Here is a 21,761-nt window from a genome sequence, read left to right as displayed (position 1 = left end):
ATTACCCCCAGTGCGCTCAGGCGCCGCCGGGTGCTGCGCCGCCGAAGCGACGCTCTCGTTGTGCAAAAGCATTCAGTGCACCTTCAAAAACTTGTTCATCAAAATCAGGCCAGAGGACGTCGGTAAAAAAGAACTCTGCGTAGGCGACCTGCCACAGCAAAAAGTTACTAATCCGATGCTCTCCACCTGTCCTTATTACTAAATCCACCGGCACCAGCTCGTTAAGGCAAAGATGAGGGCTAAGGGTTTCTTCCTCAATCTGGTCTGGACGAATCAGACCTTCCTGCACCTGCTCAGCGATTTTTCTGACGCCCTGAATAATATCCCAACGGCCACCATAATTCGCGGCAATGTTGAGAGTGAGTCCATCATTTTGTTGAGTAAGTTCCTCTGCACGGCGAATTCGCTCCTGCAGACGGCCATTAAACCGGCCGATGTCACCAATGATCCGCAGGCGGACGTTATGCTTATGCAGGCTTTTGACTTCGCTGTCCAGCGCCCAGACAAACAGCTCCATCAGCGCCATGACTTCCTGCGGTGGACGGTTCCAGTTTTCACTGCTGAATGCATAGAGCGTAAGCGCTTTAAGCTTGCTGCTGACGGCAAAACTCACGGCACGACGCACGGATTTTACGCCAGCTTTGTGGCCCGAAATGCGCAGTTTTCCCTGGTTCTTAGCCCAGCGACCATTGCCATCCATTATGATGGCCACGTGACGGGGGTTCTCCCCCAGCAGTTCATCGCTGTTTATTCGATTTTCGGACGACATAACGCGTAATTATTTCCTTTACTCAGAAATCATGTGGCTTCTGAAATATCTTACCCGCCCGACGCAAAAAAGCCGTGTCTTACACGGCCTGCTTTACCGCAACGCAGATTTTAATTAGCGGGCCAAGACTATACCATCTCCGCCCCCGCCCCACAAATAGCGGCAGGAGCATGCCCGCGAATTAACGACCGACCGCGTAGCGAGCCAGGCTGGCCGATGCGGCTGCCCGTGCCTGCCGGTCAATCTCCAGCACCGCCTCAACGCTCTCTGGCTCAGCAAAGGAGAGCGTCTCCAGTACGGTCGTGTTCAGCGCTGCAATATCGGTAAAGCGGATCTGCCCGGCGAGAAATGCCGCTACGGCAATTTCATTCGCGGCGTTCAGCGTCGTGGTGGCCGCCTGCCCTGCTTCGCAGGCATCAATCGCCAGCTTCAGACAGGGATAGCGTGCGTAATCCGGCTCGGCAAAGGTCATTGCCCCCATTCGCGTAAAATCAAGCGGCGTCGCGCCAGACTGAACGCGCTGCGGCCAGGCCATCACGTGAGCGATGGGCGTGCGCATATCCGGGGACCCCAGCTGAGCCAGCACGCTGCCATCACGATAGCGCACCATGGAGTGAATGACCGACTGCGGGTGCAGGATCACTTCCATCTGGGCATCAGTCGCATTAAACAGCCAGCGGGCTTCGATATATTCCAAACCTTTGTTCATCATGGTGGCCGAGTCAACGGAGATCTTGCGCCCCATCGACCAGTTCGGATGCGCACAGGCCTGGTCCGGCGTCATATGCGCTAACGTCGCCAACGGCACGTCACGAAAGGGGCCACCCGACCCCGTCAGGATAATGCTATCAATGCCATTATCTTCGAGAGAAGCGTACCCTAACTGCTGCTGGAGGGAAGCGGGTAAACTCTGAAAAATCGCGTTATGCTCGCTATCGACGGGAAGCAACTGGGCCTTCGAGGCGCTGACCGCCTCCAGAAAAAGCTGGCCGCAGGTCACCAGAGACTCTTTATTGGCCAGCAGCACCTGCTTTCCGGCGCGAATGGCGGCCAGAGTGGGCATTAATCCTGCCGCCCCGACGATGGCCGCCATCACCTGGTCAACCTCATCAAGCGCGGCGAGATCGCAGGCCGCCTGCTCCCCGCTCAGCACCTCGGTCGCCACGTTCAGCTCTTTCAGACGCTGCCGCAGAGCGCTGGCCGACTGTTCATCCGACATGGCGGCCCAGGCGGGCCTGAAGGCCTGGCACTGCTCAGCCATGCGCTCAACGTTGCGCCCGGCGACCAGCGCCTTAACGGAGAACAGATGCGGATTCGCGCGGACGACCGCCAGCGTACTGGTGCCGATAGAGCCGGTCGAGCCGAGGATGGTCAATTGCTTCATGAGGTTGCTCTGCGTAGTGAACGGCGAAATGGGCCTGCTTGCCGCCTTCGCCGGATAAGAGAATAAATGCAAAACGCCGTAAGACTGACCACTCAAAAGAACGGCAATCTGTACGGCGTCTCATCGGCGCGTGACGAACTCAGAAGTCCATCAGCTCCGCTTCTTTTTCTGCCAGCGCAACATCAACTTTCTTGATGAAGACGTCGGTCATTTTCTGAATATCATCCTGTGAACGACGCTCTTCGTCTTCACTGATCTCTTTGTCTTTCAGCAGTGCTTTAACTTTGTCGTTCGCATCGCGACGGACGTTGCGTACGGAGACGCGGCCCTGTTCAGCTTCACCACGAACCACTTTGATCAGGTCTTTACGACGCTCTTCGGTCAGCGCTGGAAGCGGAACGCGGATATCAGTCCCCGCGGAGCTTGGGTTAAGACCCAAATCCGAGGTCATAATCGCTTTTTCAACGGCGCTGCTGATTGAACGGTCAAACACGTTAATCTTCAGCGTACGTGAGTCTTCCACCGTGACGCTGGCCAGCTGGCGAAGCGGCGTGGAGGAGCCGTAATAGTCAACCATAATGCCGTCGAGAATGCTGGGTGACGCGCGGCCGGTGCGGATTTTGCTGATGTGGCTTTTGAATGCCTCTACGCATTTGTCCATGCGCGTTTCTGCATCTTTTTTGATTTCGTTAATCACGTTGGAACCCTTGGATTCTGGTTACCAGGCAGGCCCTGTACAACAGGACCCGTTTAAAAATAGTCATTACGTCTGAGTGTAGCGCGAACTGTGCACTACGGGGGCAGAATATACCCTAACTCGACGCCGACGGATATTATTGCGTGATCAGGGTGCCTTCTTTTTCACCCATTACCACGCGGCGCAATGCGCCAGGCTTGTTCATATTGAACACGCGGATCGGTAATTTATGGTCGCGGGCCAGCGTAAAGGCGGCCAGATCCATGACCTTCAGCTCGCGCTCCAGCACGTCGGCGTAGCTGATCTGATCGTACAGGGTGGCGTCGGGGTTTTTAACCGGATCGGCTGAGTAAACACCATCAACTTTCGTCGCCTTCAGGACCACGTCAGCTTCGATTTCGATACCGCGCAGGCAGGCCGCCGAGTCGGTAGTGAAGAAGGGGTTACCGGTACCGGCAGAGAAAATCACCACGCGGTTATTGCGCAGCAGGCTGATGGCCTCTGCCCAGCTGTAGTTATCACACACGCCATTCAGGGGGATAGCGGACATCAGGCGGGCGTTCACATAGGCACGGTGCAGCGCATCGCGCATTGCCAGACCGTTCATCACGGTTGCCAGCATACCCATATGGTCGCCAACAACGCGATTCATTCCAGCCTGCGCCAGTCCGGCGCCACGGAACAGATTACCACCGCCGATAACCACACCTACCTGAATGCCCAGTTCTACCAGCTCTTTGACTTCCTGAGCCATACGATCCAGCACGCTTGCATCGATACCGAAGCCTTCGGCACCCTGCAGGGCTTCACCGCTTAATTTCAGCAGGATACGTTGATATACAGGTTTTGCATTGGTCGCCATGGTGTTTTTTCCTGGAAGCTATCGTCGATAAGGGGAGTTAAATCTGCACTATCATCCCTTCAGGACCGGAGAAATACTATTGGGATGAGACTGAAAATGAGCGGCGCCTGCCGGTGGCAGACAAAAAAGAACCGCCGGAAGGCGGTTCTTATCGGGCATTAAGACTGTTTGGACATCGCAGCAACTTCTGCTGCGAAATCAGTTTCAGCTTTCTCAATACCTTCACCCACTTCAAAGCGGATGAAGCTGGTCACGTCTGCATTTTTTTCTTTCAGCAGCTGACCAACCGTTTTGGCTGGATCCATCACGAAAGGCTGACCGGTCAGAGAAACTTCGCCGGTGAATTTCTTCATGCGGCCTTCAACCATTTTTTCAGCGATCTCTTTTGGCTTACCAGACTGCATGGCGATGTCCAGCTGAACCTGGAACTCTTTCTCAACCACTTCAGCAGAAACGTCTTCTGGCTTAACAAATTCTGGCTTGCTTGCCGCAACGTGCATAGCCAGCTGCTTAACCAGCTCTTCGTCAGCATTTTTAGCCGCGATCAGAACGCCAATGCGCGCGCCGTGCAGGTAGCTGCCCAGCACGTCGCCTTCCAGGGAAGCCACGCGACGAATGTTGATGTTCTCGCCGATTTTAGCCACCAGCGCAACGCGTTCTTCTTCGAACTGTGCTTTCAGCACTTCGACGTCAGTGATTTTACCGGCAACAGCCGCGTCCAGCACTTTGTCAGCGAACGCCTGGAAACCACCATCTTTAGCAACGAAGTCAGTCTGGCAGTTAACTTCCAGAATGATGCCGTAGTTGCCTTCGATTTTGGTTTTGATCACGCCGTCAGCAGCAACGTTGCCCGCTTTTTTCGCCGCTTTGATCGCGCCAGATTTACGCATGTTCTCGATCGCCAGCTCGATGTCGCCGTTGGCTTCGGTCAGTGATTTTTTGCAATCCATCATGCCAGCGCCAGTGCGCTCGCGCAGTTCTTTTACCAGAGCAGCAGTAATATCAGCCATTCTCTCATCCTCGGTTAGCACAGCATTCGCCTGCCGGTAGCCCGGGGGCGCTGACGCGACAAATGCCTGGTTTCGGGAGAAACATTCCGCCCCGCCCCCCGTAAGGCGGCAAAGCGAATTCGAAAAAAAATAAAGGGGCCAAGCTGGCCCCTTACAGATTAACATCTGATCTTTATACCCTGGATTCTCAGATTACCGCGAACCAGGGTAGTAAGGGCGCTCTGAGGAGCGTTCCTGATTACTCAGCTTCAGCGAAGGTTTCTTCAGCCTGCTGAGCCAGGTCCTGCGAACGACCTTCACGTACGGTGGTCGCTACGGCGGTCAGGTACAGGTTTACCGCACGGATGGCGTCATCATTACCAGGGATAATGAAGTCAACACCGTCTGGATCAGAGTTAGTATCAACGATAGCGAACACTGGGATACCCAGGTTGTTAGCTTCTTTGATAGCGATGTGTTCGTGATCGGCGTCAACAACAAACAGTGCGTCCGGCAGGCCGCCCATGTCTTTGATACCGCCCAGGCTGTTTTCCAGCTTGGCCAGTTCACGCGCACGCATCAGCGCTTCTTTCTTGGTCAGCTTATCGAAGGTACCGTCCTGAGACTGGATTTCCAGGTCTTTCAGACGTTTGATGGACTGACGAACGGTTTTCCAGTTGGTCAGCATGCCGCCTAACCAGCGATGGTTTACGAAGAACTGATCGCAGCTCAGCGCAGACTCTTTGATCGCTTCGCTTGCAGCGCGCTTGGTACCAACGAACAGAATCTTACCTTTACGGGAAGAGATTTTGCTCAGTTCAGCGAGAGACTCGTTGAACATCGGCACGGTTTTCTCAAGGTTGATGATGTGAACTTTGTTACGTGCGCCGAAGATGAATGGCTTCATTTTCGGGTTCCAGTAACGGGTCTGGTGACCGAAGTGTACACCAGCCTTGAGCATGTCGCGCATGGAAACAGTTGCCATGATTACCTCTATAAAATGTGTTGGGGTTAGGCCTCCATGTATCCCATACAACCGACCCACTAAGGCAAACGCCGAACCTGTTGTTCATTGAACGCTTAGTCTGAATAGCGTACTGATGTACGTTGCTCATCCTGCGCGGTTCGCCGTTCAACTGTCTGCGCTTATGTCGCCTTTGGGGCACCCCGGTGTATGTGTCGATACATGTGTGTTATTTACACGGGAGAGTTATGCGTTCTCAGTGACGTTTGTCACAAAGAATCGTCGGCGCGCTTTATACCACAAAGTACGGGTTGAAGCCAATATTTGTTATCGCAGCATGGCCAGGCAGAAACTGCAATTGGCAGAGCCAGGGCAGGCTGCTAACATTGCCTCACTTCCTTTATTATTGTCGAAAATAACGACATCTGCGGACAAAATTAATGGCGATCACAATTAAGACCCCTGAAGAAATCGAAAAAATGCGCGTGGCGGGCCGCCTGGCGGCAGAAGTGCTGGAGATGATTGAAGAGCACGTCCGCCCGGGTATCAGCACCGGTGAACTGGATCGCCTGTGTCACGAACATATTGTTAATTCCCAGCAGGCGATCTCGGCCTGCCTTGGCTACCACGGCTTTCCGAAATCCGTCTGTATCTCCATCAATGAAGTGGTTTGTCACGGCATTCCGGACGATGAAAAAATCCTCAAGGATGGAGATATTGTCAATATCGACGTGACGGTCATTAAGGATGAGTATCACGGCGACACCTCCAAAATGTTTATCGTCGGCAAGCCCACTATTCTGGGCGAGCGTCTCTGCCGCATCACGCAGGAGAGCCTTTACCTGGCGCTGCGTATGGTAAAACCGGGTATTCGTCTGCGCTCCCTGGGCCGTGAGATTCAAAAATTTGTCGAAGCGCAGAATTTCTCCGTGGTGCGCGAATATTGCGGCCACGGCATCGGCAAAGGTTTCCACGAGGAGCCGCAGGTGCTGCACTACGATGCGGATGACGGCGGCGTGGTACTTCAGGCAGGTATGGCCTTCACCATTGAGCCGATGGTCAATGCCGGTGATTACCGTATCCGCAGCATGAAAGATGGCTGGACGGTGAAAACCAAGGATCGCAGCCTGTCAGCACAGTATGAGCACACCATTGTGGTAACGGAAAACGGCTGCGAAATTATGACGCTGCGTAAAGATGACACCATTCCTGCCATCCTGACGCACGACGCTTAACGCGGTGACGAAAAAAACCGGTGAGAGCCGGTTCCAGCTTGCTGAAGAATCCTACTTTTTAAACCGGCGCAGGCCGGTTTTTTTTGATCTGTGGTGGGCGGTGGCGCTATTGTCACTGTGATAATCGTCACAGAGACCAACCAGGAGCCAGGCGTGAGCAAAAAACTGATCAATTACGGGCTGTCCGACTCGCCTGCCGACTGGGAAGAGAGCCAGCTGACGCGCGAGCAGCTGAAATTGCAGCTGGAACGCTTTCAGCAGGGGATGGCCGACGCGTTTGATAACGGCTTTGACGCCGAAGATCTGATTGCTGCGCGGACGCTGTTTATCGATCGCCTGCTGAGGCGGCTCTGGCGCTTCTACGGCTTCCCTGAACAGCTGGATATTGCGCTGGTCGCCGTGGGCGGCTACGGACGCGGCGAGCTGCATCCGCTCTCCGATATTGACGTGCTGATCCTCAGCCGCAGCCCTCTTTCTGCGGAGGACGCCCAGCGTACCAGCGAGCTGCTAACGCTAATGTGGGATCTCAAGCTGGAAGTGGGCCACAGCGTACGTACGCTGGAAGAGTGCCTGCTGGAGGGGTTGTCCGATCTGACCGTAGCCACCAATCTGATTGAGTCGCGAATGCTGACCGGCGACGTGGCGCTCTTTCTTGAACTGCAAAAAAACATTTTCAGCGACGGCTTCTGGCGCTCGGACCAGTTTTTCGCGGCGAAGATTGAGGAACAGCAGGAACGCCATCAGCGCTATCACGGCACCAGCTATAACCTGGAGCCGGATATCAAAAGCAGCCCCGGCGGCCTGCGCGACATTCATACCCTGCTGTGGGTCGCCCGTCGCCATTTCGGTGCCACCTCGCTGGATGAAATGGTCGGGTTTGGCTTTCTGACCGGGGCCGAGCGCAACGAGCTTAACGAATGTCAGAGTTTCCTCTGGCGTATCCGCTTTGCGCTGCATCTGACTCTGACCCGCTACGATAATCGTCTGCTGTTTGACAGACAGCTGAACGTCGCCCAGCGGCTGGACTACCAGGGCGAAGGCAATGAGCCGGTTGAGCGGATGATGAAGGATTTTTACCGCGTCACCCGGCGCATCAGCGAGCTGAACCAGATGCTGCTACAGCTGTTTGACGAGGCGATTCTGGCGCCTGGGGAAGATGAAAAACCCCGCGCTATCGACGATGAATTCCAGCTGCGCGGCACGCTGATTGACCTGATCGATGAAACGCTTTTTTCCCGTCAGCCCGAAGCGATTATGCGCATGTTTTACACCATGGTACGTAAGCCCGCTATTACCGGGATCTACTCCACCACGCTGCGCCAGCTCAGACATGCCCGTCGCCATCTCAAACAGCCCCTGTGCACCATTCCGCAGGCGCGCCAGCTTTTCCTGTCGATCCTGCGACATCCGGGTGCCGTCAGTCGGGCGCTGGTGCCAATGCACCGCCACAGCGTACTCTGGGCCTATATGCCACAGTGGGGCAACATCGTCGGCCAGATGCAGTTCGATCTGTTTCACGCCTACACCGTCGACGAACACACCATCCGCGTCCTGCAAAAGCTGGAAAGTTTTGCCAGCGAAGCGACGCGCCCGCGCCATCCGCTTTGCGTGGAGATCTGGCCGCGCCTGCCCCAGCTTGAGCTACTGCTAATGGCCGCCCTCTTCCACGATATTGCCAAAGGGCGCGGCGGTGACCACTCGATTCTGGGCGCGCAGGATGCGCTTGAATTTGCGGAATTACACGGACTCAACTCCCGCGAAGCTCAGCTGGTCGCCTGGCTGGTGCGCCATCATTTGCTGATGTCGGTTACCGCACAGCGTCGTGATATTCAGGACCCCACCGAAATCCAGCAGTTTGCCGAAGTCATGCAGAATGAAAATCGTCTGCGCTATCTGGTCTGCCTGACGGTCGCTGACATCTGCGCCACCAATGAAAACCTGTGGAACAGCTGGAAGCAGAGCCTGCTGCGCGAGCTGTTCTTTGCCGCCGAAAAGCAGCTGCGGCGCGGAATGGAGAACAGCCCGGATCTGCGCGAGCGCGTCCGGCACCACCGACTCCAGGCGCTGGCACTGCTACGTATGGATAACATTGACGAACAGGCGCTGCGTAATATCTGGGGGCGCTGCCGGGCAGACTATTTCCTGCGGCATACGCCCAATCAGCTGGCCTGGCATGCACGCCATCTGATGGAGCACGACCTGAGCGAGCCGCTGGTGCTGGTTAGCCCCCAGGCGACCCGGGGCGGCACCGAAATCTTTATCTGGAGCCCGGACAGGCCTTACCTGTTCGCCACCGTCGCCGGGGAGCTGGACAGGCGGAATCTGAGCGTACACGATGCGCAGATCTTCACCAGCCGGGACGGCATGGCGATGGATACCTTTATCGTGCTGGAACCCGACGGCAGCCCACTGGCCGCCGATCGGCATGGGATGATCCGCCAGGCGCTGGTGCAGGCTATCGCTCAGACCTGCTGGCAGCCGCCGAAAACGCGCCGCCCGTCTGCCAGGCTCAGGCACTTTTGCGTGGAAACCGAAGCGAAATACCTGCCGGCACATACCGACCGCCGTACCTATATGGAACTGATTGCCCTGGATCAGCCTGGCCTGCTGGCCAGAGTGGGTGAAGTCTTTGCCGATCTGGGCGTGTCGCTGCACGGCGCGCGCATCAGTACCATTGGCGAGCGGGTAGAGGATCTGTTTATCCTGGCCAACGGCGACCGACGGGCGCTCAGCCCGGAATTGCGTGAAGTGTTACAACAACGGTTGACAGAGGCCCTTAATCCAAACGATAAAGTGTGACCTGGATTTACTTTTTTAACCCATCTTTCAGCGATCGGTGCAAACTGGCTGCTGACCTGAACGGGCGGTCGTCTCCCCCGCTCCTGACGATGATTTGACACAGGAAATTTTGATTAATGCAACAATTACAGAGTGTTATTGAAAGCGCCTTTGAGCGCCGTGCCGAGCTGACGCCTGCCAGCGCCGATACCGTTACCCGCGAAGCGGTGAATCAGGTGATCGCCCTGCTGGACAGCGGCGCCCTGCGCGTATCCGAGAAAATCGCCGGTGAGTGGGTAACGCATCAGTGGCTGAAAAAAGCGGTGCTGCTCTCTTTCCGCATCAATGATAATCAGGTGATTGAGGGTGCCGAGAGTCGTTTTTACGACAAAGTGCCGATGAAGTTTGCCGACTATGATGACGCGCGCTTTAAAAAAGAGGGCTTCCGCGTCGTGCCCCCTGCTGCGGTACGTCAGGGGGCCTATATCGCCCGCAATACCGTACTGATGCCTTCTTATGTCAATATTGGCGCTTACGTCGATGAAGGCTCAATGGTGGATACCTGGGCGACCGTTGGATCCTGCGCGCAGATCGGTAAAAATGTGCACCTTTCCGGCGGCGTAGGCATCGGCGGCGTACTGGAACCTCTCCAGGCTAATCCAACCATTATCGAAGATAACTGCTTCATCGGCGCGCGTTCAGAAATCGTGGAAGGCGTGATTGTTGAGGAAGGTGCGGTCATTTCGATGGGCGTTTATATCGGCCAGAGCACTAAAATTTACGATCGTGAAACCGGTGAAGTCCATTACGGTCGCGTCCCTGCGGGATCGGTGGTGGTGTCGGGCAACCTGCCGTCGAAAGATGGTCGCTACAGCCTCTACTGTGCCGTGATTGTGAAAAAGGTTGATGAAAAAACCCGTGGCAAAGTGGGCATTAACGAACTGCTGCGCACCATCGACTAATCTTCTACGGGCCACATTCCGTGGCCCGTAAACTATATTTTACACCCCCCTTATCTAAACCTTTTTCCTGCCGTGAATAATCGGATGCTATTGCGCAACAACTAAGCGATAATCCGCGCCGTTAAGCGCACAGGCGCTCCCCGACCGCTTTTTAGATTTTCACATATACTCACAAGTACGGGAGGAGCGAGCCGGGCAAAACCTGATTCACTGCTTAGCTTTTCTCACCGACACAGCCTGCGTGAGAATGGCGGATACCGGGCAGTCCAGCATTGCAGCGCAGCCAAAACTCTTATCTCCCGAACAGGAAACGTGACCATGTATGACAATTTAAAAGGCCTGGGTATCAGTAATCCCGACGATATCGATCGCTACAGCCTGCGCCAGGAAGCCAGCAACGATATTCTGAAAATCTATTTCCGCAAAGATCGCGGCGAGTTCTTCGCCAAAAGTGTCAAATTTAAATATCCGCGCCAGCGTAAAACCGTCGTCGCCGATAACGTCAGCCAGGGTTACAAAGAAATTCAGGAAATCAGCCCCAATCTGCGTTACGTCATTGATGAGCTAGATCAGATCTGCCAGCGCGATCAGGTCGAAGTCGATCTGAAACGTAAAATTCTGGAAGACCTGCGTCATCTGGACCACGTGGTGACGAATAAGATTGCTGAAATCGAATCCGATCTGGAAAAACTGACTCGTAGCGGTCGTTAATTTCCCCCTCCGGGCAAACCGATCTGTCGGTATGCCCGATGCCAGTCCTCAGCCAGGATCGAGCCTGCTTATCCCGCGATAACGCCACGTGCCTGGCTGCGTTCAGGCTTCCTCATCCAGCTGTAGTGCTTCGGGCCAGAGTGCGTTCAGGCTTCCTCATCCAGCTGTAGCGCCACGTAGAGCAGCAGCCTGTCATCGAAATGACTTAGATTCAGCCCGGTCAGCTCCGACACCCGGTTAAGCCGGTATTCCAGCGTATTTCGATGAATAAACAGTGCTTTTGCCGTAGCGGAAGGCTGAACATCATGGCTAAACCACGCGCTGAGGGTGCGCAGCAGCAGGCCGTTATTATCCATTGCCTTAAGCTTCATCAGGGGCCGCGACAGCTCGCTGGCCTGCCATCCTCCGCGCAGGCTGTCGAGCAGCACCGGCAGCATCAGATCCTGATAAAAATAGCGTCGCTGTTCGGGCATCCGCTGCTTGCCAACCAGCATGGTGGTACGCGCCGTGCGGTAAGAGCGCGCAATACTGCCGGGACCGGTAAAAAAGTTCCCCAGGGCAATGCGGATGCGCAGATGCCCGTTCTCTTTCATTCGCGACAGCAGCAGATCCACGCGTTTACGATGATCCCCGGCGTCATAGCGCCCATGGGTGTTAAGCGCGGGCTTTAACACCACCATCTCCGTCAGCGAGACGATGGCGATCAGGTTGTCGCGTTCGGGCGTTGTCAGCAAGGTCTGGAGCTGTTGCAGCTCAGACATGGCGCTGTCCACGCCGAGCTGGCCGCTGTCCACTTCCACCACCGCGACGACGCGCGGCTGGTCTAAATCGATCCCGAGTCGCTGTGCCCACTCCGTCAGCGCAGGCGAAAGCGTTTCACTGCGGATCAGGTTTAACACCAGCTCCTCACGCAGCCTGCTGTCCTGTGCCAGGATATGCAGCAGACGCGCCTGCTCAAGCATCATTTCAGCGGTCATACAGACCAGCTCACCGTAATGTCGCAGGCTGGCCGGTTCCCCGGTCAGACCGATGACGCCGACGATATCACCGGCAATGCGCATCGGCAGATTAATCCCCGGACGCACCCCATGTAGGTGCTTCGCTACCGCGTCGTCTATATCCACAACCCTTGCCTGCGACAGCGCCAGCAACGCACCTTCGTGCAATTCGCCAATACGCTCATGGTCGCCACTGCCGATAATTCTGCCACGTGCATCCATCACATTGACGTTGCTATCAATAATCTGCATCGTGCGGGCGACAATCTTCTGCGCCAGCCGTGCATCGAGATGACTGGTGGACATGAATCACTCCTGAAAAACCCTGGATAAGCCAGCATAACGGGCAGATCCCGGCCTGCCATTGTGCAACTGCCCTAAGTGCAGCGCCTTATATGAAAATTGCGGCAAGGTTCACAAATGAGCGACGAAGAAGGCCGCCGGAGCCGGGGCGCAGTGATGTCAGGTATCATGGATGTGTCAGGTATTGCAGATTTGTCAGGTATTGCAGACGTGCCAGCTATTGCAGATACGCCGGGTATCGCGGATGTATCAGGTATTGCAGAGGTATCAGATATTGCAGAGGTATCAGATATTGCAAAGGTATCAGATATTGCAAAGGTATCAGATATTGCAGAGGTATCAGATATTGCAAAGGTATCAGATATTGCAAAGGTATCAGGTATTGCAGATGTGCCTGGTATCACGGGCACGTCAGGAGAGTATATTGAACGTAAAACAGGTGCCGGTTGGTCACCGGCACCTGCCTGCTGGTCACCGGCACCTGCCTGCTGGCGCTATTACGCGCCGTTCTTCAGCGCATTTTTCGTGCCGCCACCTACTGCATTAGCAGGTAGATCGAACTGTCACCGCGTTGAATGTTCAGCGCCAGTACGGAAGGCTTGGTGTCGAGGATTTTACGCAGCTCGCCCAGGTTAGCAATGGCCTGCTGGTTAACACCCAGGATAACATCATCCTTCTTCAAACCAATATTCGCCGCGGCTGAACCTGGCTTAACGCTGTCGACCTTCACGCCTTTCACTCCTTTGGCCTCGAAGTTGCTCAGGTCTGCGCCTTCAATTCCGGTATAAATATTGCCGGAATCGACCTTAGTCTGCGTGCTCTGCTGGAGCTCAACGTTAACCGTCAGCGGCTTACCGTCACGGATCAGGCCCAGGGTCATTTTCGTGCCAACCGGCAGCGATCCAATCTGCGCGCGCAGGGCAGCAAAGCTGGAAATGGCCTTACCGTTGATGTTAACCACCACATCGCCTGCCTTCACGCCCGCCTTCGCAGCAGAAGAGTTAGCCAGCACCTGGCTGACAAACGCGCCGCGCTGAGCATCAACCTTCATCGCTTTAGCCAGCTCGGAGTTCAGCTCGGTGCCCATAATGCCCAGCTCACCGCGTTTCACCTGGCCATATTCGACCATCTGCGCCGTCAGGTTTTTCACCATATCGGAGGGGATAGCAAAGCCGATACCAATGTTGCCGCCGTCCGGTGCCAGAATCGCGGTATTAATGCCGATCAGCTCACCGTTAAGGTTGACCAGCGCGCCGCCGGAGTTGCCCCGGTTGATCGCCGCATCGGTCTGAATAAAGTTTTCATAGTTTTCGACGTTTAAGCCGCTACGCCCCAGCGCTGAAACGATCCCGGAGGTAACGGTTTCACCCAGGCCATAAGGGTTACCAATCGCGACGGTGTAGTCGCCGACGCGCAGATCGTCAGAGTCGGCCATTTTGATCGCGGTAAGATTTTTCGCATCTTTAAGCTGAATAAGTGCAATATCGGAGCGGGGATCTTTACCGATGACTTTTGCATCATACCGACGACCATCGCTGAGCTGGACCTGAATTTTAGTCGCATTATCGACCACATGGTTATTGGTCACCACATAGCCTTTGGCGGCATCAATCACCACGCCCGATCCCAGCGCCCGGAATTTTTCCTGCTGAGTATCTGCGCCGCCCTGATCCTGACCTCCTCCCTGACAGACGGGGGAGTTCTGGAAGGGTGAACCATCCTGACAGAACGGCGAGTTACCGCCAAAGAACTGCTGGAACTGCTGCGGCAAACGCGGCGTACGAACGGTGGTGCTCCCTTCAACATTAATACTCACCACCGAAGGCATCACTTTTTCTAACATCGGTGCCAGGCTCGGAAGCTGCTGGTTAGAAGAAGAAGCGGTTTCTGCCGCGGAGGCAGTCAGCGGGGTCATCGCCATTCCCAGGCTCAGAGCCAACGCGCCAGCTAAAATAGTTTTTTTCATGCGTCTTTTCTCTATGTGTCCAATAATGCAACCATTGCTGTGGTCGTGTTGGTAAGATTCAATTATTATCGCTAAGTTCATGTATAAGTTTCAGCTAAAGGTAAAAATTTATTCTCTGGCTTTACAAAACTTAAAGGCCCGTCGTTATTATTCGACGGCCATTAAACGACGATACTCATCCCAGGCATACAGATCGGTCATGCCGCTTACGTAATCCTGAAGCATACGCGCCCGATAATAATATTCCCAAATGGCAATATCATTGGCCCGCATATCCAGACGACCGACGGCTTCACTATAGGCAAGCCGAAAGCGCGTCGACAGTTTATGGAAAAGACGTGTTTCAATAGGAAAGTGTTTTAGGTAGTCTTTTTCCATCAGCTCGGAAAATTCCTCCCTGCTGAGCGCTAAGAGCGGGCGATAAATATCCAGCAGGCCGCTAATGACACGGTATCCCTGTAGCTCAAGCTGCTCGACGTCAGGATGGTTAAATACATGACTGAAGGCGACTTTTTTGAAGATTTCCAATAACTGATGCTGGGGACTGCCATCCTCCAGGAGCGCCGCATTAAATTCACCGCTAAAGACCGCCGACATATTATCGATAAAGCGGCTGGCGGTATGCGGCACCAGTCTGGCCACGGTATTCACCCGCAGATACATAAAGAACTGATCCTCACTGCTGCGGCTAAACTGCTGGCTACGGGATTTTTCCAGCGCGCTGGTCACCACCAGCTGAAACAGATCGTTGGGCTGGTGGTCCGGCCAAAGAGCAAACAGGTGTTCATAAAGCTGTTCGACGGTGAAAATCTTTTTCTCCACCGCATCCTCTAAATCCGCCACGCAATAAGAAATATCGTCGGCGGCCTCCATAATATAGGTCAGAGGAAAACGACAGTGAGGCTGAAGATCGAGCTCTTTACGCAGCCGACCGACATACTCCTCTTCTGAAAGATAATAGCCGGGCTTCTTCATCAAATAATCATGCGTGGCGGGTATTTCGCCATTGAACCAGGCCGGGCGGGTATATTTAAATATGCAGCCGACCTGGGCCCAGGTGAGATTCATTTTCAGCAGTGAGTGCACCATGCGGATCGCCTGCGCATTGCCCTCAAAATGTGAAAGGTCCTGGCGGATCTTCGCCCGGAGATCGTTAAATCCATCGGTCTGATAACGCAGCACTTCGGGTTCACAGCGGTCGGCCCGTGCATTATCTGGCCGGTGAGTCGCATCCAGCCGCTGCGTAAACCAGTCATTGATCGCCGATTCGCCGAAGTGTCCGAAAGGCGGGTTACCAATGTCATGCATCAGGCAGGCCATTTCCACGATACTTTCAAATGGCCCGGTCAGCTGTGAAAGACCATATTTCTCCAGCTTATCCAGCTCTTTAAGGCGGGTGAGCACTTCTTTGGCAATATAGCGGCCTACCTGCTGCACCTCCAGAGAGTGGGTCAGACGGGAACGCACCGCCGCATTGCGTTCCAGTGGGAAGACCTGCGTTTTCTGCTGGAGCCGACGAATGGCCGCAGAATTGATAATACGCCCACGATCGCTTTCGAAAATACGTAAAATTTCATGCTCGTCTTTTTGCCCCGTCTGGGGATGGTAGCGGCGCTGATAATTAATTTTTTTCCTGAAGTCGATATCGTTCATGCCTGGGTCCCCTTTTTCCACCCGATACCCGCTGGAGGTGCGTTTTGTGGATTATGTCCTGTATCCTGCCATGCTAGACTATGCGCTGAAAAGACAGGAAATTTCCACCACATTAGCGAGTATCTCTATGAAAGCAGGCATTATTGGTGCAATGGAGCAGGAAGTTACCCTGCTGCGCGACAAAATCGAAAACCGTCAGACGCTGACGCTGGCGGGCTGCGAAATTTACACCGGTACGCTGAACGGTGTTGAAGTGGCCCTGCTCAAATCGGGCATTGGCAAGGTTTCGGCTGCAATGGGCACCGCCCTGCTGCTTGAGCGCTGCAAACCTGACTTTATTATTAATACGGGCTCTGCGGGCGGCCTGGCCCCCACGCTGAACGTGGGTGATATTGTGGTGTCTGACGAAGTTCGCTACCACGACGCCGATGTCACCGCCTTTGGCTACGAGCTGGGACAGATGGCCGGCTGCCCGGCGGCCTTCACCGCTGATGCTGCGCTGATTGAAGCCGCAGAAGCCTGCATCAGCCAGCTCGGGCTGAATGCCGTTCGTGGTCTGGTCGTCAGCGGCGATGCTTTTATTAACGGTGCCGGCCCGCTGACGCAGATTCGTACCCACTTTCCAAAAGCCATCGCCGTTGAAATGGAAGCTACCGCCATCGCCCACGTCTGCCACCAGTTTGGCACACCCTTTGTCGTGGTTCGCGCTATCTCTGACGTGGCGGATCGTGAATCCCACGTCAGTTTTGAAGAGTTCCTCTCCGTTGCCGCAGCCCAGTCATCGCTGATGGTTGAAACGCTGCTCACGCACCTGTCGCGTGGCTAACTATCGCGTACTTCTGCTGCTGTGGGGGCTGGTATTCGCCGCAGCGGCGGCTCCGGTGCCGAGGGTGGTAACCCTGGCACCGAATCTGACCGAACTGGCCTTTGCCGCCGGTATTACGCCAGTGGCCGTCAGCACGTATTCCAACTATCCCCCGGCGGCAGCAGGCATTGAGCAGGTTGCCAGCTGGCAGGGAATCAATACCGAACGCATCATTGCACTTAAACCGGATGTGGTACTGGCCTGGCGCGGCGGCAACCCGCAGCGCCAGGTTGACCAGCTTCGTGCGTTTGGCCTCCGGGTGGAGTGGATTGACCCCGTCAGCCTCGATCAAATTATTGCCACCGTACGCCAGCTAAAGGTCTGGAGCCCGCACCCTGAAAGCGCGGAGCAGGCGGCCTCCCAGCTTGAGCGCCAGCGGGACAGGCTGCGCCAGCGCTATACGGGGGCGGCGCCCAGGGCCGTCTTTCTGCAGTTTGGCCAGCACCCCCTCTTTACCGCCTCCGGCCATACGTTGCAGAACCACATTCTTTCGCTGTGCGGCGGAGTAAATATCTTTGCTGACAGTCGGGTGGCATGGCCGCAGGTGAGTCGCGAGCAGGTTCTGCTGCGACATCCGGCGGCGATTATTACCCCAGGAAAAGAAGCGCAGGCCGGGGTGGTGCAGGATTTCTGGCAACCCCAGCTAAACGTGCCAGTGATTGTTATCAATGATGACTGGTTTAGTCGGGCAGGTCCGCGTATTATCCTGGCTGCTCAACAATTATGCAGTAGTCTGCACCCTGAGCGATAAGTGAAGCTTAAAAACGGTATCAGAAACGGTTAAAGCTTCGGTAAATAGAGTCGTTAACATCATAGAGAGCCGGTGAGTATTTTAACTTCCGCGCGCTCCTTTGGGCATAAGCCCTGATTTTTTACACCAGGAAATAAAACATCATGAAAGCCGTTTATCTGGCCCTTGGCCTGATTATGGCTGGTCGCGCCTGCGCTGCATCCATTACCGGCAGCATCGGGGTCAAACTGACCATTTACCCGCAGTGTTACATTGACGGGCAAAGCACGACGCCAGCATCTTCTCGCGCAGTCAACTGTGGTCGGTTACATGACGCACAGCCGAAAGTGACCCAGACCGTTATTTCAACGGAGGCCTCTCAAAGCGGAACAACATTGATGACGGTTGAGTGGTAAATGCAGCAAGGCAAAGAAAGAATATGCCCCGGGAGCAATCTCTCCGGGGCACCAAAGCAGAGTCAGATACTGAAAGAGGAACCACACCCGCAGGTGGTTTTGGCATTGGGGTTAGTTACGATGAATCGCGATCCTTCCAGCCCTTCGGTGTAGTCCACCGATCCCCCCACCAGGTATTGCAGGCTCATCGGATCGACCACCAGTGAAACACCCGATTTCTCGATGGTCATGTCACCGTCATTCACTTTATCGTCAAAGGTGAACCCATACTGAAAGCCGCTGCAGCCGCCACCGGTGATGTAGACCCGCAGCTTCAGCTCAGGATTTTCTTCATCTGAAATCAGATTCTTAACTTTACTGGCCGCTGCGTCGGTAAATTGCAGGGGCAGAGCCATTTCATCACTCATTTAATACTCCAGTATGCATTAAGGCAGGAAGCCTTACAGGTCATAAATCGACCATCATGTGCACCATTATCCAATACACCCGTATAGCAATCAAGTATCAGCCTGTTTACCCGCAGACAGGGTGGCATTCCGTGCGGCCAGTGCGCAATCCTCTTTTTTTTGCTGCCTTTCCAGAATACGCGCCAGCAGCGACGAGTAGAGCGGTTTACCGCCGAGGAACTGAGCCAGCAGCGTGGCGCCCAGGCAGGTGATAATCATGGGTAAGATGAGCTGATAGTTATCGGTCATTTCCAGCACCAGCACGATACCGGTCAGCGGCGCGCGGACGGAGGCGGCAAACAGCGCGCCCATACCGGCTATCGCAAAGGTGCCCGCGTCAAGATGATAAGCAGGAAACAGCGCAGCGCTAACCAGGCCAAACGCCGTTCCCAGCAGCGTACCCAGCGCCAGCATCGGGGCAAAAATACCGCCGGGCGCGCCGGAGCCAAAACAGAGCAGCGTGGTTAGGATACGCGTGATGAAAATAAACAGCAGCATACCCACGGTATAATGACCCGCCGCCGCAATCGGGATCAGGGCAAACCCTCCGCCAGCCGCCTCGGGTTCAATCATACCCAGCACGCCGCACACGCCTCCCAGCGCAGCCCCAACCCACAACAGCTTGTGCCGACTGTCGCCATACAGCCGCTGGAACAGGGCCTGCGATTTAAAGATTAGCGCGTTAAACAGTACGCCCACTATGCCGAAAATCATCCCCAGCAGCAGGTAGAGCCACAGCGTATTGACCGGCGCGCTGGCCAGTTTGCCGACGTTGATTACCGCCCCTTCGCCGTTGAAGATACGGAAAACCACGCTGGAGGCAATGACGCCAATAAACACCGCTTTGATTGATATTACGCTGTAGCGAAATTGCAGCCGCATCTCTTCAATAATAAACAGGATCCCGGCCAGCGGCGCATTAAAAGCCGCTGCCAGCCCCGCCGCCGCGCCCGTTGCCAGCAGAGAGTGCCGCGACTCCGCGCTTTTCATGCGGAAAATATCCAGCACCATCCGCCCCAGATTTCCGCCCATCTGTACGGTCGGTCCCTCCCGCCCCAGCACCATCCCAGCCCCCAGCGTGCCCATACCGCCGATAAACTTGACCGGAATAACCCGCCACCAGCGTACGGGTCTCAGCTCTTCAAGCGCTCCCTCTATTTCGGGAATACCGGATCCAGAGGCCTCAGGCGCAAAGCGCTGGACCAGCCAGTAGCCCGCCACGGCCAGCAGCGCCGAGAGAATAAAAGCCAGCGGAAACAGCAGCCAGTGCGCATCAAGGGCGGCCAGCAAAGACAAACGCCGGGTCGTGACCCAGAGGACGGCCTTTTCAAACCCTACCCCCAGCAGGCCAGCCAGCATTCCCACCACGCCGGCGAGAACCAGCACCGCCACCGGTGTTTTATCTCGCTTGAGCAGTAGGCGAAGAAAGTCGCCGCGTCGGGCGGGAACGGAGGACAACGTATCGGTAGAAGGGGACGCTGAGTTCATAGGGGTTACAATGTGTTCTAACAGAGGGGATATCATACTCAGCATCCGCGCAATGTCTTATGAAAAATCAGCAGCGTTGCGCATTAACGCGCGTCTTATCTTTTAACCCGCCGCCATGTTCCTTAGAATGGCGGGGTTTTCTTAGCAAATCCTCAGGAGCGGAACCATGAGTAAGTCTGAAAATTTGTATGCTCAGGCACAGCAACTAATTCCCGGCGGCGTTAACTCGCCGGTACGCGCCTTTACCGGCGTTGGCGGTGTACCGCTCTTTATCGAACACGCTGACGGCGCAAGGCTGTACGACGCCGACGGTAAAGCTTATATCGACTATGTCGGTTCATGGGGGCCGATGGTACTTGGCCATAACCACCCCGCCATCCGTGATGCGGTCATCGAAGCCGCAGGACGTGGGCTGAGCTTCGGCGCACCGACCGAGATGGAAGTAAAAATGGCGCAGCTGGTAACCGACCTGGTACCCACCATGGATATGGTCAGAATGGTCAACTCCGGTACGGAAGCGACCATGAGCGCCATTCGCCTGGCGCGCGGTTTTACCGGCCGCGACAAGATCATTAAGTTTGAAGGCTGCTATCACGGCCACGCCGACTGTCTGCTGGTGAAAGCGGGATCCGGCGCACTGACGCTGGGCCAGCCTAATTCACCGGGTGTTCCCGCTGATTTTGCCAAACATACCCTGACCTGCACCTATAACGATCTGGACTCGGTACGCGCGGCTTTTGAGCAGTATCCCCATGAGGTAGCCTGTATCATCGTTGAGCCGGTTGCGGGCAACATGAACTGCGTGCCGCCGCTGCCTGACTTCCTGCCGGGCCTGCGCGCCCTGTGTGACGAGTTTGGCGCGCTGTTTATCATTGATGAAGTGATGACCGGCTTCCGCGTGGCGCTGGCCGGTGCGCAGGCTCACTACGGCGTGGTGCCCGATCTGACCTGCCTGGGTAAAATCATCGGCGGCGGAATGCCGGTCGGGGCCTTCGGTGGACGCCGCGAGGTGATGGATGCGCTGGCACCTGTCGGTCCGGTCTATCAGGCGGGTACGCTTTCCGGTAACCCCATCGCCATGGCCGCCGGATTCGCCTGCCTGAGCGAAATCGCTAAACCTGGCGCTCATGACAGACTGACGGCGCTGACCGACCAGCTGGCAGAAGGCCTGCTGGCTGCAGCAAAAGCAGAAAACATCCCGCTGGTGGTCAACCATGTCGGCGGTATGTTTGGCCTGTTCTTTACCTCAGCAAATACCGTCACCCGCTATCAGGACGTGATGGTGTGCGATGTGGAGCGTTTTAAAACGTTCTTCCATCTGATGCTTGAAGAGGGTGTGTATCTGGCTCCTTCCGCCTTTGAAGCGGGCTTTATGTCGCTGGCGCACACCCAGCAGGATATCCAGTTCACCGTCGACGCCGCGCGTCGCTGCTTCGCGAAGCTGGCCTGAATCACCCTGTCTCCCGGATCGCAAATGCGAATGACGCATCCGGCATCGGGAGAATCCGCGTAACCCTCCGGCTTCCCTGACGGGAAGCCAACGCG

At 55.4% G+C, this 21,761-nt stretch carries 20 protein-coding genes; 9 read left to right on the top strand and 11 right to left on the bottom strand.

The annotated features are described in order from the left end of the window. Positions 1-16: 16 nt before the first annotated feature. The 6 genes from ispU to rpsB all read right to left on the bottom strand — a co-directional run bounded on the left by ispU (position 17) and on the right by rpsB (position 5,686). On the bottom strand, positions 17-769 hold the full coding sequence (gene ispU, locus AAGR22_RS04790) for a (2E,6E)-farnesyl-diphosphate-specific ditrans,polycis-undecaprenyl-diphosphate synthase (protein ID WP_067706548.1): 753 nt from the start codon (positions 767-769) through the stop codon (positions 17-19). Positions 770-950: 181 nt separating this feature from the next. Further along, positions 951-2,153, bottom strand: coding sequence for a 1-deoxy-D-xylulose-5-phosphate reductoisomerase (ispC, locus tag AAGR22_RS04785; protein WP_067706552.1), 1,203 nt, complete (start codon positions 2,151-2,153; stop codon positions 951-953). Positions 2,154-2,292: 139 nt separating this feature from the next. Beyond that, the gene (gene frr / locus AAGR22_RS04780) at positions 2,293-2,850 is read right to left on the bottom strand and encodes a ribosome recycling factor (RefSeq protein WP_067706556.1); all 558 of its coding nucleotides are present in this window, start codon (positions 2,848-2,850) and stop codon (positions 2,293-2,295) included. 136 nt (positions 2,851-2,986) lie between these two features. Next, positions 2,987-3,712, bottom strand: coding sequence for a UMP kinase (pyrH, locus tag AAGR22_RS04775; RefSeq protein WP_067706559.1), 726 nt, complete (start codon positions 3,710-3,712; stop codon positions 2,987-2,989). 158 nt (positions 3,713-3,870) lie between these two features. Beyond that, entirely contained in the window at positions 3,871-4,722 is an 852-nt protein-coding gene (gene tsf, locus AAGR22_RS04770) for a translation elongation factor Ts (protein WP_067706563.1), read from the bottom strand. Between the two features lie 238 nt (positions 4,723-4,960). Then, positions 4,961-5,686, bottom strand: a complete 726-nt coding sequence (gene rpsB / locus AAGR22_RS04765; RefSeq protein WP_067706568.1) for a 30S ribosomal protein S2 — start codon at positions 5,684-5,686, stop codon at positions 4,961-4,963. 419 nt (positions 5,687-6,105) lie between these two features. Here rpsB and map point away from each other — a divergent pair, with 419 nt between their 5' ends. From map to AAGR22_RS04745, 4 genes are all read left to right on the top strand, one after another. Then, complete coding sequence (gene map, locus AAGR22_RS04760) at positions 6,106-6,900, top strand: type I methionyl aminopeptidase (RefSeq protein ID WP_067706572.1); 795 nt, start codon at positions 6,106-6,108, stop codon at positions 6,898-6,900. A gap of 153 nt (positions 6,901-7,053) precedes the next feature. After that, positions 7,054-9,699, top strand: a complete 2,646-nt coding sequence (gene glnD / locus AAGR22_RS04755) for a bifunctional uridylyltransferase/uridylyl-removing protein GlnD (RefSeq protein ID WP_345830611.1) — start codon at positions 7,054-7,056, stop codon at positions 9,697-9,699. A gap of 116 nt (positions 9,700-9,815) precedes the next feature. After that, positions 9,816-10,640: a 2,3,4,5-tetrahydropyridine-2,6-dicarboxylate N-succinyltransferase gene (gene dapD, locus AAGR22_RS04750; protein ID WP_067706579.1), complete on the top strand. Its 825-nt coding sequence runs from the start codon at positions 9,816-9,818 to the stop codon at positions 10,638-10,640. Positions 10,641-10,958: 318 nt separating this feature from the next. Then, positions 10,959-11,351 carry a DUF3461 family protein gene (locus AAGR22_RS04745; protein ID WP_067706582.1) on the top strand — a complete coding sequence of 131 codons (393 nt, stop codon included), beginning with the start codon at positions 10,959-10,961 and terminating at the stop codon, positions 11,349-11,351. Between the two features lie 146 nt (positions 11,352-11,497). Here the strand turns inward: AAGR22_RS04745 and AAGR22_RS04740 are convergent, their stop codons facing one another. After that, positions 11,498-12,655: a CdaR family transcriptional regulator gene (locus tag AAGR22_RS04740; protein ID WP_067706585.1), complete on the bottom strand. Its 1,158-nt coding sequence runs from the start codon at positions 12,653-12,655 to the stop codon at positions 11,498-11,500. Positions 12,656-12,769: 114 nt separating this feature from the next. Here AAGR22_RS04740 and AAGR22_RS04735 point away from each other — a divergent pair, with 114 nt between their 5' ends. Next, on the top strand, positions 12,770-13,288 hold the full coding sequence (locus AAGR22_RS04735) for a hypothetical protein (RefSeq protein WP_345830608.1): 519 nt from the start codon (positions 12,770-12,772) through the stop codon (positions 13,286-13,288). On the opposite strand, the gene degP is transcribed toward AAGR22_RS04735, so the two are convergent. Continuing rightward, complete coding sequence (gene degP / locus AAGR22_RS04730) at positions 13,188-14,618, bottom strand: serine endoprotease DegP (protein ID WP_067706588.1); 1,431 nt, start codon at positions 14,616-14,618, stop codon at positions 13,188-13,190. The two genes, AAGR22_RS04735 and degP, sit on opposite strands and share 101 nt — an antisense overlap. A 147-nt stretch (positions 14,619-14,765) precedes the next feature. Continuing rightward, a complete protein-coding gene (gene dgt, locus AAGR22_RS04725) occupies positions 14,766-16,271 on the bottom strand; it encodes a dGTPase (protein WP_345830605.1) in 1,506 nt (501 codons plus the stop codon). 127 nt (positions 16,272-16,398) lie between these two features. Between dgt and mtnN the strand changes: the two genes are divergently transcribed. From mtnN to AAGR22_RS04710, 3 genes are all read left to right on the top strand, one after another. Continuing rightward, entirely contained in the window at positions 16,399-17,097 is a 699-nt protein-coding gene (mtnN, locus tag AAGR22_RS04720; protein ID WP_067706918.1) for a 5'-methylthioadenosine/S-adenosylhomocysteine nucleosidase, read from the top strand. Next, the gene (btuF, locus tag AAGR22_RS04715; protein ID WP_345830603.1) at positions 17,090-17,887 is read left to right on the top strand and encodes a vitamin B12 ABC transporter substrate-binding protein BtuF; all 798 of its coding nucleotides are present in this window, start codon (positions 17,090-17,092) and stop codon (positions 17,885-17,887) included. Before mtnN ends, btuF begins: the two co-directional genes overlap by 8 nt. A 143-nt stretch (positions 17,888-18,030) precedes the next feature. Next, complete coding sequence (locus AAGR22_RS04710; RefSeq protein WP_067706597.1) at positions 18,031-18,282, top strand: hypothetical protein; 252 nt, start codon at positions 18,031-18,033, stop codon at positions 18,280-18,282. Between the two features lie 62 nt (positions 18,283-18,344). Here the strand turns inward: AAGR22_RS04710 and erpA are convergent, their stop codons facing one another. Then, on the bottom strand, positions 18,345-18,689 hold the full coding sequence (gene erpA / locus AAGR22_RS04705; RefSeq protein ID WP_067706600.1) for an iron-sulfur cluster insertion protein ErpA: 345 nt from the start codon (positions 18,687-18,689) through the stop codon (positions 18,345-18,347). Positions 18,690-18,779: 90 nt separating this feature from the next. Continuing rightward, positions 18,780-20,216, bottom strand: a complete 1,437-nt coding sequence (gene clcA / locus AAGR22_RS04700; protein WP_345830600.1) for a H(+)/Cl(-) exchange transporter ClcA — start codon at positions 20,214-20,216, stop codon at positions 18,780-18,782. A 166-nt stretch (positions 20,217-20,382) separates the two neighbouring features. Here clcA and hemL point away from each other — a divergent pair, with 166 nt between their 5' ends. Continuing rightward, positions 20,383-21,666, top strand: a complete 1,284-nt coding sequence (hemL, locus tag AAGR22_RS04695; RefSeq protein WP_345830599.1) for a glutamate-1-semialdehyde 2,1-aminomutase — start codon at positions 20,383-20,385, stop codon at positions 21,664-21,666. The last annotated feature ends 95 nt before the right edge of the window (positions 21,667-21,761 follow it).

It is taken from the genome of Erwinia sp. HDF1-3R (assembly GCF_039621855.1).
Classification (GTDB): domain Bacteria; phylum Pseudomonadota; class Gammaproteobacteria; order Enterobacterales; family Enterobacteriaceae; genus Erwinia.
Note: the sequence above shows the minus strand (reverse complement) of the source record. Positions and strands in the feature narration are given on the sequence as shown.